Origin of the sequence: Flavivirga spongiicola (assembly GCF_030540825.1) — a bacterium.
GTDB lineage: Bacteria > Bacteroidota > Bacteroidia > Flavobacteriales > Flavobacteriaceae > Flavivirga > Flavivirga spongiicola.
Map to the genome: position 1 here is coordinate 2,776,244 of NZ_JAUOEO010000001.1, position 16,707 is coordinate 2,792,950.

13 protein-coding genes are annotated in these 16,707 nt (G+C 32.1%); 4 read left to right on the top strand and 9 right to left on the bottom strand.

Features of this window, described 5'->3' with window-relative positions:
* Positions 1–97: 97 nt before the first annotated feature.
* The 4 genes from Q4Q47_RS11145 to Q4Q47_RS11160 form a co-directional block, all read right to left on the bottom strand.
* The gene (locus Q4Q47_RS11145) at positions 98–2,326 is read right to left on the bottom strand and encodes a TonB-dependent receptor (RefSeq protein WP_303306733.1); all 2,229 of its coding nucleotides are present in this window, start codon (positions 2,324–2,326) and stop codon (positions 98–100) included.
* A gap of 212 nt (positions 2,327–2,538) precedes the next feature.
* On the bottom strand, positions 2,539–2,973 hold the full coding sequence (locus Q4Q47_RS11150) for a hypothetical protein (protein ID WP_303306734.1): 435 nt from the start codon (positions 2,971–2,973) through the stop codon (positions 2,539–2,541).
* Positions 2,974–3,433: 460 nt separating this feature from the next.
* Positions 3,434–4,591: a vWA domain-containing protein gene (locus Q4Q47_RS11155; protein ID WP_303306735.1), complete on the bottom strand. Its 1,158-nt coding sequence runs from the start codon at positions 4,589–4,591 to the stop codon at positions 3,434–3,436.
* 14 nt (positions 4,592–4,605) lie between these two features.
* Positions 4,606–5,322 carry an SIMPL domain-containing protein gene (locus Q4Q47_RS11160; protein WP_303306736.1) on the bottom strand — a complete coding sequence of 239 codons (717 nt, stop codon included), beginning with the start codon at positions 5,320–5,322 and terminating at the stop codon, positions 4,606–4,608.
* Between the two features lie 375 nt (positions 5,323–5,697).
* Here Q4Q47_RS11160 and Q4Q47_RS11165 point away from each other — a divergent pair, with 375 nt between their 5' ends.
* The 4 genes from Q4Q47_RS11165 to Q4Q47_RS11180 all read left to right on the top strand — a co-directional run bounded on the left by Q4Q47_RS11165 (position 5,698) and on the right by Q4Q47_RS11180 (position 10,561).
* A complete protein-coding gene (locus Q4Q47_RS11165) occupies positions 5,698–7,872 on the top strand; it encodes a histidine kinase (protein ID WP_303306737.1) in 2,175 nt (724 codons plus the stop codon).
* Between the two features lie 145 nt (positions 7,873–8,017).
* On the top strand, positions 8,018–8,896 hold the full coding sequence (locus Q4Q47_RS11170) for a DUF4349 domain-containing protein (RefSeq protein ID WP_303306738.1): 879 nt from the start codon (positions 8,018–8,020) through the stop codon (positions 8,894–8,896).
* 285 nt (positions 8,897–9,181) lie between these two features.
* Positions 9,182–9,916, top strand: coding sequence for a LytR/AlgR family response regulator transcription factor (locus Q4Q47_RS11175; RefSeq protein ID WP_303306739.1), 735 nt, complete (start codon positions 9,182–9,184; stop codon positions 9,914–9,916).
* A 126-nt stretch (positions 9,917–10,042) separates the two neighbouring features.
* Positions 10,043–10,561: a gamma carbonic anhydrase family protein gene (locus Q4Q47_RS11180; RefSeq protein ID WP_303306740.1), complete on the top strand. Its 519-nt coding sequence runs from the start codon at positions 10,043–10,045 to the stop codon at positions 10,559–10,561.
* Between the two features lie 11 nt (positions 10,562–10,572).
* Here the strand turns inward: Q4Q47_RS11180 and murI are convergent, their stop codons facing one another.
* The 5 genes from murI to Q4Q47_RS11205 form a co-directional block, all read right to left on the bottom strand.
* Positions 10,573–11,352, bottom strand: a complete 780-nt coding sequence (murI, locus tag Q4Q47_RS11185; protein ID WP_303306741.1) for a glutamate racemase — start codon at positions 11,350–11,352, stop codon at positions 10,573–10,575.
* A 317-nt stretch (positions 11,353–11,669) separates the two neighbouring features.
* Positions 11,670–12,170, bottom strand: a complete 501-nt coding sequence (locus Q4Q47_RS11190; RefSeq protein WP_303306742.1) for an OmpH family outer membrane protein — start codon at positions 12,168–12,170, stop codon at positions 11,670–11,672.
* 44 nt (positions 12,171–12,214) lie between these two features.
* Positions 12,215–13,204, bottom strand: a complete 990-nt coding sequence (locus Q4Q47_RS11195) for an OmpH family outer membrane protein (protein ID WP_303306743.1) — start codon at positions 13,202–13,204, stop codon at positions 12,215–12,217.
* Between the two features lie 174 nt (positions 13,205–13,378).
* Positions 13,379–16,033 carry an outer membrane protein assembly factor BamA gene (gene bamA / locus Q4Q47_RS11200; RefSeq protein WP_303306744.1) on the bottom strand — a complete coding sequence of 885 codons (2,655 nt, stop codon included), beginning with the start codon at positions 16,031–16,033 and terminating at the stop codon, positions 13,379–13,381.
* Positions 15,966–16,706, bottom strand: a complete 741-nt coding sequence (locus tag Q4Q47_RS11205; RefSeq protein ID WP_303306745.1) for an isoprenyl transferase — start codon at positions 16,704–16,706, stop codon at positions 15,966–15,968. The genes bamA and Q4Q47_RS11205 overlap by 68 nt, the downstream gene beginning before the upstream one ends.
* Position 16,707: the final 1 nt, after the last annotated feature.

Below are 16,707 nucleotides of genomic sequence, written 5' to 3' on the forward strand. Positions count from 1 at the left end.
TCAAAGTGGTATTATTTACAATTGGTTTTATATAGAAGAAAAAATATCAACTAAAAAGGGAGTATTTTACAACTCCCTTTGAAAAAATGTCTTGATTTTAAAAGGACACGGATACTTTTCCTCTAATGTAAAAAGGGGTGCCTGGCGTAAAATGTATTTCCTCGATTGAGGAAGCTTCATTAAACAAACGGCTTTCCGTAGCAAATTGAGTTTCGTTCCACTTTGTGTCAAGAAGATTCTCTACAATAATGCCATACGTCCAGTTTTTCCATTTGTAATCAAGATTAAAATCGGTAACAAAATAGCCTTCAGCTGTTATCGAATCATTTTTGTTTGCTGGTCTATCGTCTACAAAACGATAAGTCAATGCACTTGAAAAATGGCCAAGACCTTTCAATAAGATGCCCCCAGATGAAGTCAGGTCTGGAGCGAGGGGAATAAAATCTTCCCCGTCAGCTTCTTCTGTGCTTCTTCCATAGGTATAGTTTATATCCCCATACAAGTACAACCAATCTGTGGCCTGATAGCGTGTGCCAAATTCTACACCCAAACGGCGTGTCTTTCCGCTGGGTTCAACAATTCCAGCATCGCCTACATAGACAAATTCTTGTTCTAGGAACAAACCCCAAAGCGTAGCGTTCAAGGCCAATTTGTCGGTTGGTTTTACGATGGTACCCAAATCTACCCCATAGGCAGCAGGGAGTATATCCTCCCCATTGTTGGCTACGACAACTCTGGTATCATTAGAATGGAATCCAATACCGGATTTGAGAAAGAGCTGCCAATTTCTATTCACCGAAAAGATGGTATTTAATTTGGGGCTAAAAGCAACTTTAGACTCACTTTGATTATCATAGGTTTCTGTGATTTTGTTCATATAGTCGAACTTGAAATAATCCAACCGTAGCGCAGGGTTGAAAGTCCATTTCCCAGTTTTAAACTCTGTATTTAAAAATCCATAAGTATTTACTTCGTCCACATCCCCTAAGGATATTCTGTTAAGTATTGTTTGGCGGTTCAAAGTACTTGATAGCTCAATATCATCAGTATTATCATACCGAAATCCAATTCCTGATTCATATTCGAATTGAACATTATTACCTAAAGTTATATGTTTCTTTTGGAACACACTTTCAGCTCCTATAATAATACGATGTTCCTTTTGATGTATCTGGTCACCATTTACAGGATCTTCTAAAAAGAAAGTAAAGTTAGAATATAGCTCAAAATCGTATAGAGATAAGAACATCTTGGTCTTTAAAAGTTGCTTTTCATCGATTGCCTTGGTGTGGTTTGCCAAGAGGTTGGTTCTGCTTGTTTGGCCTCCTTCTGTATCGTCAATAGCTCCGAATCTTCCTATAAGACCTTGGTTTACCGATCGTTGGGGGATTTGTCCTGATGCGTCCCATTTACTTTCAAAATGAGAAGCAGTAAGATTTAATTCCTGATTTCCGAATAAATTATAATTATATTTACCCATAATGTTGATGCGGTTGAAATTCTGTGAAGCATCGAATGGCCCATCGGTTAGATAAAGTTCTGATGCTAGATAGGCATTACTATTTTCCGATTCGAAAAAATTGAACATTCCTAACAATCGCGATGTGTTGAATTGCCCTGCTTCTAGAGAGACCAAACTTTTCTTCAGCGTTTTTCGCAAGCGGAGATCAACATAGCCTGCGGTATTAAAGTTTCCTATTTCTGCATAATAGGGCCCTTTGCCAAAATTTACATTTTCTATAATTTCTGGAATTACAAAATGTAAATCGGCATAACCTTGCCCGTGTGCATGGCTGGTCATGTTTACAGGTATACCGTCCACGCTAATGGCTACATCTGTACCATGATCAACGTCGAAGCCTCGAAGGAATATCTGTTCTGCTTTACCGCCCCCAGCATGCTGTCCGATTATCAAACCAGGGACTTTACGTAAGGTTTCCTGTGATGATTTTACAGGATTGACCTGTACGTCTACATCCACAATACGGCTTAGCGTATTAAGTTCTGATGTTACAACCACTTGATTAAGCGAAATACCCGATTCTTCCATAACTATTGTTATCCTTGTGCTTAAGTTTTCTTGTGATACTTTGATAAGGTTTGTTTTGTAGCCTAGGCTAGAAAAATAAACCGAATCCTTCACGTATGTATTGGTTATGGTAAATGAACCTGTAGCATCCGTATGACTGTGCTTTCCTGTGTTTTGATTGAAAACACCAACATCTTCAAGGGGTCGATTATTTTTATCGACTACTTTTCCCTTCAAATTTTGGGCGTAAATAGCATAACTAAAAAGCATTAATAATGCCATTATTATATATTTCATTTTTTAAATTTTATGAATGTTTAATGATCTCCCAACTGGAAGACCTATTTTGTGATGTATTGGTATTATAAGGTACAAGCAATCGATTCGCTATCCCAAAGCCTTGATTTTGGAATAGCAAAAATGATACTCCCAATACCATTATAATGGATATAGGGATGCCAAGGTTCACAGATTTAATATATCCATGAACTTGAAAAATTGAAAATACCTTATGTTGAAGTTGTTTTGGGTGGTGGGATATTAACATCCAATTCGCAACTGGTTATCCTAGAGTCATAAAACCAAATTATTGAACGCATAACTAACGAGAACTGCTCTTGGTCGATTCTTTTTTTAGGGAGAATATGCTTGTCTAGTTTAATATCTAAAGGGTGCTTTTCTGTGTCATTTTGGGTATGACCCATATAAAAAATTGAACTTATAAAAGACAGGAACTCGTGAGTATGATGTTCTGCATGCTCTTTTTTGTTATGATGATGCTTTTCTGAAAAAGAAAAGTTAGATAGAAACATATGGTCATGATGGTTGTTGTCATCCGAATGCTTTTCTTTGTGGTGATTTTCTAATACCAGATGGTGCGATATTTTGTGAAGCAATCTGTATACTTGAGTTTGTAATGGGCTTAATATATATATAAAAGACATTCCAATAATAAAATTTTTGAGGAGTAAAGATTTTATTGAATTGGCTCTTTTCAAATTAGGGGCAATTTAGAGTCTAAAGATAAATGTTCTAATTTTGTTTTGGAAATATAAATCGCATGGGTTTTCCAGAACTTAAAATTAATGATCGACCGATTTCATATGGGCAAATTAGTCATGGAATCTTTATAACATCTCATAATTAGATTTTATTCTAAATCAATTCTTAATCGAAAAGAATGCTTTATTTATATTAAAAAAACGGGTTTAACTCTAAAAAGATAAACCCGTTTTTAATTCTTGCTCATATAAAATTTAGAACACTTTATAGCATAAATTCAACTTTAGTCTGTTGCTATAATTTCAGAACGATGGTGAATGCGATATTTTAAACTTAAAGTTTCCAATTTGTAAGATTGCTTCAACGATACTTGGTTTGTAAGGGTTATAAAATTTATCTTTCTTATTTCCAACTATATTTTTTTCTTTTTGCTTGTTCTTTTATGGCTTTGGTCATGGCATTTTCCAAGCCGTTATCAACTCCTTTTTTCTGTTTCGCGATGTATTCTTTACGTTTCGTATTAAGTTCCTGAATCTTTTTTTGGATAGCGTCTCGTTCTTTGCTTTTCTCAGCAACATACGTTTTAATTTCGGCTTTAGTTTTTCCTTTTAGTTCTTCAGGTAAGGCATCGTCTTTAATATCTTCAATAACGACCTCTTCGTCTTCAACTGCATCAACCAGGTCCCATGTTTTGTTTTTATATAAATGAGAACTTTTACTTACCGTTCTGCTTACTGCATTTGCTTTACTATAATTTCCTGCATTAGAATCTTGTTCCATCTGAAGGGCCTTTTTTTGCCTTCCTATTTGTCCATAAACCACATAAGTTTTGTTTAACTTCTGATTTAAAATTAAAATGGCATCATCATAAGGCGATGCAATATGCACCGTTGATTTATTTTGATTTATAGCCATATAATCACCATTGGTTAATTGAGCACCATCCTTCCAGGAGGTAGAAATACCTTGATTGTAATCACCACAAAAAATCGTATTTATAGTAATGTCTTTTTCTTTTGCATTGATTGACGCATCTTTATAATTTATTTTCCCTTGTGTAAATGGTTCATTACCAGCAATGAAAATAAGCTTTAAATCGTCCGGGTTTTTACCCCAGTTTAATTGATTTAATGAGGTTTGTATGACTTGTCCACAATATTCTTCACCACCATTGGTAGTTAGAGAGAATAGCTCTTTAGAAATATCATCTAAATCGTTGCTAAAGGCTAATACTTGTCTAATATAACCTTCGTTTCCGTTTAATCTGTCATTACCGTATTCGTATAAAGCAATTTCTAAATTAGGCTTATTAGTGCCACATTTAGCATAAGACAATTCATTTACAATATCCCAAAGTTGTGCTTTTGCTTGGTCTATAAGACCATCCATACTATTACTAGTGTCTAATAAAAGAGCGACTTTAATAAATTGTTTGCTAGGGTCATGGTGCTTTTTTTCTATTGAAGTATATACAAAGTCTTGTTTTTTGTTGTTTGCATTGCAAGCTATAAAGGCTATTAATGCCATAGAGAATAAGAATGTTTTAAAGTGTGTTTTCATGATATTTAAGTTTTTTAATTTAAGATGAATTTTGCCAATACAGTTTCAGAAACTATAATTGTTTTAAGATTTAGGTCTTGAATTTTTTCCTGTTTTGACCTCCTGCCATAAGCAGTAATTACGACTTCATTTATTGTGTTAAGGCCGTTGCTGTAATTACTATTTATAGTCTTTTGTATTTCTTTAATAAATAAAGCTTTTCCTAATGTCTGATTAATTGCAGAAGCATAATCGCTGGCTTTTTCTTTGGCGACTTTTAGTGCTTTTAGTTTTGTTTCTCTTCTAATTTTCTCAATGTCTGTATGACTCGTTTTAGCAATTAAGATATTTGAAACATCTATTCTATCTAAAGCTTGAAATACTTTTCCGAGTATTTCACCGTTATTAATAATTAACTCATAACGTTTTGTTTTAGTGACTTGATCGTCTGCTAAAAACTTTCTTTGATAGTAGCCATTAAAGCCAAGAATTGAAAAGTTTTTCTCCAAATCAATTGAAAGCGATTTTAAGGTTGAGATCATTTGATTTTCTTGCTTTTCAATACTTACTTTACCTTTTTTATCATTTTCATTGAGAACGATATTGAGATAAATCTCATTGGGGATAATTTCGGTTTCAATTTGTCCAGTAACTTCAATATAAGGTTGATCAATAAAATTCTTTTCTCCATTTTGAGCAAAAGTGATGGTAGAAAAAAGGATGATAAAAATGAGGTGTTTTGTGATTTTCATATGATTATTGTTTTTTTTGATTAAGAACTCATTTAAACTTTTTTAATTTGCTAAAAAATTGCTGTTTTCAGCCCTCTTTTTGTCTTTTTCTTCTTCCGTAGCTATGCTATGCAACTCAAAAAAGACTTCAACAGAACTAAAAACTTCTAATTTTCGCTTAAATCCAAAAAGTCTAAACGAGTTCTAACACTGTAAATCTATATTCAACTTATTTCTTAAAAAAAGCAGAATGAGTAAAACCTAAGTTTGATTGAGTAAAGGGTGCCTTTAAATGTGTAACCATATCTTTTTAGTGTTAAAAAAACACAGATTTGTAAAATTGCCATTTTATTATACCAATGAAAGTGCGTAAGTTTATCTATTATAAAATAGCACATGCAAGTAATTGTTAAATACATATGGTTTTTATGCATGATACTTGGTACAACATTTATGTTTGCTCAAGTAAATGATGAGTTTGTAAATCAAGAACCGAGATTTATTGTAAGAGGTTCTGTGATTGAAAGTGATACGCGCAAACCTATTCCAAATGTGAATATTGAAGTTAATGGAGGTGCTTATACGACTACCAATTATGCAGGTGATTTTAGAATTGAAGCAAAAAAAGGAGACGAACTTATTATAAAGCATAAAGATTTTGAAACAGTATATTATACGATTCTTAGTAATGAACGTATTACGGTTGAGGTAGAACCTAATAAAGATGAAGTTGTATATAAGCGAAAAAAGTTTTCTAGATCAAACCCCAACCAATTTAAATCATTAATAGATTCTGCTGAAACGTATTTAAAAAAAGATGCGAAACGCAGTATTCAATTTATTGAACAGGCTCTTGTTGAAGGTAATTCTGTAAAAGAACATGCCGAAACTTATGAGGTCTTAGGTGATATTTATATGTATTGGAAACAATACGATTTAGCTGTTTCTAATTATAGAATTAGTGATCAAAACGTAAGAACCAATACTGTTAAATTAAAATTGGCAGCTGCGTATAAACAGAATAATAACTATCAGGAAAGTTTAGAAACCTATAAAGAAATTAATAAAAAAGAATTATCTAATTGGCAATTAGTTCAACTATACGAAGGTATTGGTGATGTCTATCTTTTAACCAAAACTCACCAGCTTTCAATTGATAATTATGAAGCGGGGTTAGCTGTTGCTCGAAAGCATTTAATAACACCAAAAATAACCGATTTAAATTCAAAAATAGCGCAAGCTTATAACGCAAAAGGAGAGTCTCAAAAAGCAGAAGGGTATTTTAACAGGTCTATGAAGCTTGCAAGTACACAAAATAAAAAACGAGCGATTGAAGAAAAAATTAAGGTTGCGGATTTTCAAAGCGCCAATAATAATTATTCAAGTGAAATAGAATTAAGAAAACAGGCCCTAGAGGATATAAGTGATTTTGAGAATGATTCTGTTTTAGATAACGAAAGCGCTTTAACACCCCAAAAACAAAACTATAAAATTGGTAATGCCTATGCGCAACAACGTGATTTTGGAAATGCCATTACATTTTTAGAAGAAAGCATTGAAGAAGCTAATGATAAAGCCGATTTGGTAGTTCAAAAAGATGCTACCAGAAAATTATATGAAGTTTATAAAACAACCGGGGACTATACAAAATCCCTTTCTGCATTTGAAAATTATGTGAGTGTTATAGATGAACTCTATCGTAAAAAAGAACAGGAGATATCTCAAGTTACAAGATTTAGTAAAGATTTGGTAACTAAACAAAATAGAATTTTAAGTTTAGAGAGCGACAGAGCGTTATCCGAAAGTAAATATGAACTAACCATAGAGCAAGCTAAACGACAAAAACTTATAATTTATTCGCTTATAGGCGGTGTTTTATTGTTATTACTTGGAGCGCTTTTAATGTTTAAGTATATAAAACAGCAACGATTAGCAAATAACTTGTTAGCACTAAAAAGTTTGCGCAGTCAAATGAATCCACATTTTATATTTAATGCGCTAAATTCTGTAAATAGTTTTATTGCTTCAAATGATGAACGTACAGCCAATAAATATCTTACCGATTTTTCATTGCTAATGCGTGCCGTTTTAGAGAATAGTGAAGAAGATTTTATTCCTCTTGAAAAAGAAATCGAATTGTTAGAATTATACACCAAATTAGAACATTTCAGATTTCAAGATAAGTTTGATTATAGTATCAATATTGATGAAAACATTCATGTTCAGGATTTTGTAATACCTCCAATGCTGTTACAACCATATATTGAAAATGCTGTGTGGCATGGGTTACGTTATAAAAAATCAAAAGGACATTTAGAGGTTGAGGTTGCTCAAACTAAATCAGACGAAATAAAAATCACTATCATAGATGATGGTATTGGACGACAAAAATCAAAAGCTTTAAAAACGAAGCACCAGCAAAAACAAAACTCGAAAGGGATGGGTAATATTAAAAAGCGCGTCTCTATTTTAAACGAGATGTATAAAGATAGAGTAGATGTATTTGTCGATGATTTTAAGGATGAAGAAGATGCAGGAACTAAAGTTGTAGTAACATTAAAAAAGGATTGACAATTAACGATTTATAATTGTAGATTTTTGATTTATGAATTTGAATAAATAAAAACGAAGAGATAATTTATAGATGTTCTGCCATGTTGAGCTCAGCTTGTCCTGAGTTTATGGAAGGGTCGATCTATTAAAAAAAGGATTAAAAATGAAACAAACATTCAAAAAAAGATTGAAAAAAGGAGTCTTCTATTTAATACTATTGTTCATAATTCTATTCGTATTTAGAATAATATATGGCTACACTGAATATCCTAATAATAATATTCAAGAAAGTGATTTGTTTTTTCAAGAGATTACAAGTACTAGAGTCAATTATGCTTCAAAAAAGTATAAAATTAATACGGTTTCAAACAACGCTCCGGCAGTTATTGATGTAGATCAGAAGTATGAAAAAATTGCTACAGTAAATACTAAATCTTCTGAATTTGAAAGAGAAAAAGAAATATTGGATAAAGAAATTAAGAGACAAGGAGCCATTATTCAATTTGAGCAAAATAGTGGTAACAAAGGATATAGAAGGCTACAGTTATTAATTGGTGTACAACCGGAGAAATTTGAGTCTTTATATGATTCGCTTTCAAAAATTGGAAAAGTTCAATCTAAAGAAATTACGAAAAAAGATAAAACGAACGAATACAAACAACTTAATGCTAAAAAGGAATCACTTTTAAAAATTAGAACGTCCTTAATTGAATTAAAGTCTAAGGGAGGTAAAATAGAAGAATATATAAATTTAGAGAATAGGATATTAAGCATTGAGGAAGAACTGCAAGGTTTGGGGGTACAATTAGGAAATTATGACGAAGAAAATGAATTTTGCACCATTAAATTTTCATTAATAGAGGGTACAGAAAATAAAATAGGTTTGATGCATCGTATAAAAGTGGCTCTAGGTTGGACCGTTTCAACTTATTTGCAGTTAATAGTCATTTTATTTTTTATAGCAGGTTTTGTCTATTTAGCTTTGTTGATTTTGGATAAATTAAATTTATTCAATAGTATTATTAAAAATTTAAAAGATTAATGATATACGATTGTAGATTTTTGATTTACGAATGTTGAATAAATAAAAACGAAAAGATAATTTATGATTGTGCTGTCATGCTGAGCTTGTCGAAGTATTTATGAAAAAAGGATTGACGATTAACGATTGTAGATTTTTGATTTATAAATGTTGAACAAATGAAAACGAAAAGATAATTTATGATTGTGCTGTCATGCTGAGCTTAGCCTGCCCTGAGTTTATCGAAGGGTCGAAGCATCCATTAAATAATAATTAAAAAGATTCCCGCCTTCGCGGGAAAGCATTATGAAACTAAATTCTATTATAGTCGAAGACGAAGAAACAAGCAGAGATATTTTAAAGAATTATCTCAAAAAATACTGTCCTAATGTAACTGTTTTAGGGGAAGCTGCTAACGTAGAAGAGGCTTTGGTTCTCATTCGGAATAATGAATTGGATTTAGTGTTTTTAGACGTAGAAATGCCTTACGGTAATGCGTTCGACCTATTAGATAGGGTAGGAGATATTAATTTCGAAACCGTTTTTGTAACGGCCTACAATCATTATGCTATCGATGCTTTGAATGCACATGCATCTTATTATCTAATGAAACCTATTTCCATCGATGAACTTATAAAGGCAGTTGATTATGTTACCGAAATTAAAACGAAAGAAGATGCGCTTCAAGACCAGGTGCTCATTCCAAAAACGAATGGAGTTCTTGGTAAAATAACCATTCCGCAGTTAGATGGTTTTGAGGTTATAAATATGTCTGATATTTTATACTGTAAAGCCGATGACAATTACACTGAAATCTATCTCAATACGAATAAAAAAAAGTTGGTAAGTAAAACACTCAAGTATTTTGAAGGTGCTTTAAACAATGCTAGTTTTGCACGAGTACACAAATCATATTTAGTCAATGTAAATGAAGTTGTAAAATATGTAAAAGGAAAAGGAGGCAGTGTAATACTAAGTAACGGAAAGGAAGTTATGGTGTCGGCCTCAAAAAAATCAGATTTATTGTCGTATTTTAAATAGAATATTTTGTCATTTCCGCGAAGGCGGAAATCTCATGAAAAGAAGTTTTAAGTATTAAAATTAGTAATAACTAAAAGGAATCATTATGAAACGTTCACAAGATTCCTTTTTTCAAAGGAATTTATTATGCCAGTAATATTACCAGTAAAAGGAAAATCTCCACAAATACCAGATGATTGTTTCGTGGCTGAAAATGCAACTATTGTAGGTGATGTAACTATGGGTAGCCAATGTAGTATTTGGTTTAGTGCTGTGGTTAGAGGTGATGTTAACTATATTAAAATGGGTAATAAAGTAAATGTACAAGACGGAGTGGTTATACATGGTACTTATAAAACATCACCAACTAATATAGGTAATAATGTATCTATTGGCCATAATGCTCTTGTGCATGGGTGTACCATTCAAGATAATGTTTTGGTTGGTATGGGTAGTATTATTATGGACGGTTGTGTGATAGAAAGTAATAGTATTATTGCAGCAGGAGCTGTAGTTACCCAAAATACTCATGTAGAGGCTGGCAGTATTTATGCAGGTGTTCCTGCAAAAAAAGTAAAGAATATTAGTGAAGCACTTATTTCTGGTGAAATTAATAGAATTGCTAATAACTATATTAAATACTCAAGCTGGTTTACCAAGGGATAGAGTCAATTGAGTTAAAAATCTAAATATTCAACAACAAATTTAGAATCTAAAAGTGATTGCATAATTCTTGGATTCCCATTCGTATAAAAACAGTTTTTGTTATTTGAAGTTTCTATATTTAATAAGTTGTTTTTCTTCAAGATAGCTTTTGTTTGCCTCGCAACGGCCTCACCAGAATCGATGATTTTAACATGATCAGGGAGTAATTCAGCCAATAAAGATATTAAATAGGGGTAGTGTGTACACCCTAAAACTAAATAGTCTATATGGGCATCAATCATTGGTTTTAGATAAACTTCTAAAAGTCTTTTCATTTCGTCAGATTGTAATTTACCACTTTCTATAAGTTCTACAATACCTTCACCAATTTGCTCAATAACATTTATGTTACTGGCAAACATATCAGATGTTTTAGAAAATAATGCACTACTTAAAGTACCTTTTGTTGCTAAAATACCAATAGCGTTGCTTTTGGTCTGCAATGCTGCAGGTTTTATGGCAGGTTCAATCCCAATAAATGGCATGTTGTAAGTACTTCGAAGGTAGTCTATCGCATTTGTGGTTGCTGTATTACAAGCTACAACAATAAGTTTACAACCTTTATTAATTAAATACTCAGTATTTTTAATACTTAAATTAATAATGGTTCCCTTCCCCTTTTGACCATAGGGAGCATTAAAACTATCGGCCAGATAGATGGTGTCCTCATTAGGCAAAAGCGCATGAATTTCCTTCCATATTGAAGTGCCACCAATACCAGAATCGAAAATACCAATAGGTTGTATACTCATAGAATTATAATTAGTATAAAAGTAAATAATTCAATTGGAAATGGTATTAGTTCAACTAAGTACTTTTTAACGAAAGTTTATTTGGATAACTAATAAAAAAAGCTGCCTTTAAGAAGACAGCTTTTTTAAGTAAATTTTATTTAGAGAACTCATTTAAACTTTTGCAATTGGCTAAAAAATTGCCCTTTTGCACCCATTTTTTTGTCTTTTTTTTATTCCGTAGCGATGCTATGCAACTAAAAAAAGTCTTCAACTGGTTACAAAATGACTAATTTTCGCTTCAATTCAAAAAGTTTAAATGAGTTCATAGTGTATTTTTATATACCCAATTCTTTTTTAACATCGTCTAAAATATCTTTTCCGTCAGCTACAATTAACGTTGTTCTTTCTAAAACATACTCATATCCCAGAGCTTTAGAAACTTTGTTTATTGCTGCAAAAGCTTTTTCTTGGATAGGTTTAAATAATTCAGCTTCTTTTTTTGCTAAATCTTGTCTTGCATCTGTTTGAAATTGCTGAATACGTTGTTGTTTTTCTTGAAGTTCAGCATATCTCTTTTGGTTTTCTTCATCCGTTTTTGTGCTAGCTTCGGCATCAAATTGCTTTACTGTATTTTGATACTCTGTAGCCATAGCTTGCATATCGGTTTGATATGTTTTCCCTAGAGTTTCAAGCTCAGCTTGTGCTGTTTTAGCTTCGGGCATTGCTGCTATTAATTCTTGAGTATTTATATGTGCAACTTTGCTTTGGGCTTGTGTAAAACTTATAGTTCCAATGCATAATGCAGTTGCTAATAAAAGAGTTTTAAATTGTTTCATTTGTAAATAGTATTAATGTGTTATAGATTATTAATTATTGTAGTTTAAATACTGTCTTTTGTCTTTTGACGATCTTCTAATATTTTTTTCTTTCTTTCTTCTAAGGCTTTTTTTCTAGCGGCTCTTTCTTTTAATTTTTTTTGTCTATTCTCTTCAATAAGCTGCGCTTTAGTTTTTGTTTCTCCTTCTACTGTTTCTGTATCAGGTTTTGATGTTTCACTTTCTTTAGAATCATCTGCTTTTGTTGTTTTGTTTCTGGCATCTAACTTCGCTTGTTTTGCTTTTTTGCGATCTTCTAGTATCTTTTTACGTCTGGCTTCAGCTTCTTTTTTCTTGGCTTCACGGTCGGCTAAAATTTCTTGTCTTCTTTTTTCAATTGCACTTTCTCGTTCCGCTTTTTTATCTTCTAATGCTTTTTGGCGTTCTTCCAATTCGTAATTAATTTCTGGAACTAATTCCTCTTTTTCAGCTGCTTTACGTTCTGCTTTAGATTGTGCTTGTTTACGTTTTGATGATCTTGTTATACTTCTTAGTATTTGATCACTTAAATCAAATCGTTTTGCCGAAAACAACATGACTGCATCAGACGATTTATCAAAAATGAAATCGTATTTTCTGCTTGCGGCCATATCTTGAACTGCTGCAAAAATTTGATCTTGAATAGGCTGCATTAATTGTTTTTTTTGAATAAACAAATCGCCATTAGGACCAAAACGTTTTTGTTGATAATCAAAAATTTCTTTTTCTTCAAAAGCAATATCCTCTTCTCTTTCATCAATAAGCTCTTTTGTTAAAAGTGCTTTTTCATTACTTAGATCTTTTCGTTTTTGTTCAATAGTTCCCAGTTTAACACTAATTTCGTTTTTCCATTTGTCTGCTTTTTGATTTAATTGAGCAGTAGCTTCCTGGTATTCCGGAACATTCTCTAAAATATATTCAGTATCTATATAAGCAACTCTTACACCACGTTGTGCATGCATTGATAAGCTTATCATAAAAACTAATGTCAGTAAAAAAAGAACTTTATTTTTCATCTGTATATATTTTAATTTATTGACTTATAAATTCTAAAACGACAAATGATTTTTTGTTTCTGCCTTTTTCGAATCGTATTTTCAAAATTAACGAATTTTAATCTTAAAAATTTTAATTCTCATGCAAAACATTATAGTGTTATTAGAAAATATCATGCCAAAATAAAATTCATACTAAAACTGCTGTCCAATAATAAAGTGAGTTTCCCAATTATTTTTACTACCAGCTTGACCTGGTATGTCATCGAAACGACGACCAAAATCAATCCCTAATAACCCAAATGCAGGCATAAAAATACGAATACCTAGACCCGCAGATCGCTTGATGCTAAATGGATTGTAATCTCTAAAGTTATTATATGAAGCCCCACCTTCTAAAAAGCCTAAAGCATAAATTTTTGCAGATGCTTTTAATGTTATAGGGTAGCGAAGTTCTAAAGAAAATTTATTATAAATAGTTCCCCCATCTTGATCAGACAATGATTGATTTGGATAGCCACGTAATTGGATAGACTCTCTGCCGTCTAAACTGTAGTTTCCTAATCCATCACCACCAACAAAGAAACGTTCGAAAGGAATAACGCCTCTGGCATTATCGTAAGCCCCTAAAAAACCAAATTCTACACTTGGTTTTAAAACTAAATCTTTTACGATTTGAGTATACCAATCACCTTTAAAGCTTACTTTATAAAACTCCAACCATTTATAACGTTCTTGATCTATTTCTGCAATTTTTGCTTGCGCATTTTCTCTATCTGCGGTACTACTATTAACATCATTTCTTATATTAAGATTAGTGTCTCGCTCATCTTTAAGAGCATCATAATCTACTCCATTAAATAAGGAGTAAGGAATTGATAATTTAGCGGTTACACTAAAACTTGATCCTGCTGTCGGGAAAATAGGGTCTACACTGGTATTATTTCTACTTAGACCAATAGTGTATGATAAATTGTTTGAGTAGCCATCACCAAAAGTAAATAAGCCTGTGTTGTAATTATTCAAATCATAACGTTGATAACTGATGGCTTGCGATAAGGTGAAAAAATCATCTGGAACAGATAAACGTTTTGCTAAACCAAACGTAATTCCAGTAATGTTAAAGCTTCTGCTTTTATCTGCATTTCTTGTTGCCGGATTATACAAAAATTGCTTAGTATGTGATAATGATGATGAAAACTGAACAGGTCTTCTACCACCTAGCCATGGCTCAGAAAATGAAAAACTATAAGTTTGGTAAAAACGACTTGCTTGTAAGCGTAAAGCTAATTTTTGTCCATCACCCATCGGTATTGGTTTATAAGCATCTTTTTTAAAGATATCTTTTATTGAAAAATTATTAAAAGATAATCCAAGTGTACCTATAAAGCCACCTCCTCCGTAACCACCTTGTAATTCGATTTGACTGGATCCTGTTTCTTTAACAGAATATTCCATGTCTATTGTACCCTCGTTTGGGTTTGGGTTATTAAAGTTTGGTGAGATTTCTTGAGCATCGAAAAACCCTAATTGACCAAGTTCTCTAACCGTACGTACTACATTAGCTTTTCTGTATAATTGCCCTGGGCGCGTTCTAATTTCTCGATAAATAACATGGTCGTTTGTTTTGTCATTACCTACAATTGTGACGCTATTGAAATAAGCTGGTTTTCCCTCAATTATCCTTATTTCCATGTCAATAACATTATTATCTGCACTTACCTCCACCGGACTTATAGTAGAAAATAAGTAACCGAAATTTTGATATTGATTTGCTATATCCTGAGCGTCAGGTGAAGAGTCATCTTGAATGCGTTCCTGTAATAAAACACCGTTGTATGTATCGCCTTTCTTAATACGAAGTATTCTAGATAACTCCTCATTAGTGTAAACGGTATTACCAATAAAGGTGATATCTCCAAAAGTGTATAATTCTCCTTCTTTTACATTTATTTGAAGAGAGATCGTTTTGTCATCGTTAATTATTAAGCTATCGGATAGAATACGGGCATCTCTATAACCGTTTTCTTTGTATTTTTCTATGACATTAGATAAATCTGCCTGATAAGCTGAATCAATAAATTTTGAGCGTTTAAAAATTCTTAGGCGGTTTATTTTTTTAGTACTTTTCATACTTTTTCTAAGCTTTTTATCACTTAAAACGTCGTTGCCATTAAAAACAATGTCTTTAATTTTAACTTTTTCGCCCTTATCAATGTTAAGCACCATATTAACACGTGCTACTTTAATAGAATCTTTTACATCTATAGTATTAATATGTATTTTAGAGTTTAAATAACCTTCTTTTTTGTATTTGTTAACTAAAAAGTTTTTAGTTGTGGTTATCAGATTTTCAGTTACTTTGGTTCCCTTTTTTAATTTATTCTCTTCAATTATTTTTTCTTTTTTAGATTTTTTTACACCATTTATTTTTAATTCGTTAAGTTGAGGTAAATCGGATAGTCTTATTTCTAAAAAAGCAACATCATCTTCTATTTTAGTAACATAAACTTCTATATCACTAAATAATTTTGAGTTCCAAAGTTTCTTAATAGCTGTACTAATATCTTCCCCAGGAATGGTTATTTCCTTTCCTTTTCTTAAACCAGAATAAGTAACTATTGTTTGTTCGCTAAATGAGCTATTCCCAGAAACAGTAATGCCTCCTAAAGTATACTTTTTACCATCTTGATATAGTAATTCCTGTCCTTGAATATTAAAGCTGCTTACAAAAAGCAATAGTATTGTGAAGTGCTTTATATGTGTTGCCAAAAATGAAATATTAGCTAAGTTGTTCACTTGTTTTCCCAAATCGTCGTTCTCTTTTTTGATATTCAATAATAGCTTCATACAAATGCTGTTTTGTGAAATCTGGCCACAATACATTTGTGAAATATAATTCTGCGTATGCTATTTGCCAAAGCAAAAAGTTGCTTATGCGCTGCTCCCCACTCGTTCTAATAAGCAAATCTACATCTGGCAAATTATGCGTGTAAAGATGCTCATTTATAATTAATTCATCAATATTTTCGGGCGAAATTATATTATTTTTAACTTTAATACTAATTTCTTTAACAGTGTTTAGTATTTCTTCTCTAGAACCATAGCTTAGTGCAAGGGTTAGAGTCATTCTTTCATTATGCTTTGTATTATCAATAACATCATGAAGCTCTTTATAAACTTTTTTAGGAAGCGTATTCAAATTCCCAATAGCCATAAGCTTTATGTTATTATCTTGAAGCGTTTTTATTTCTTTTTTTAAAGAAGACACTAAAAGCTTCATTAGAGTTTGAACTTCTAATTTTGGTCTGTTCCAATTTTCAGTAGAAAAAGCGTAAAGTGTCAAGTTTTCAACGCCAAGTTCTGCAGAGGCTTCAACAGTTCTTCGCACAGATTTTGTGCCATTTTCATGACCAAAAGCACGTATCATACCTTGTTGTTTTGCCCAACGTCCATTGCCATCCATTATAATAGCAATGTGCTTTGGTAATCTTTTGTTTTCTATGCTTTCTTTTAAATTCATT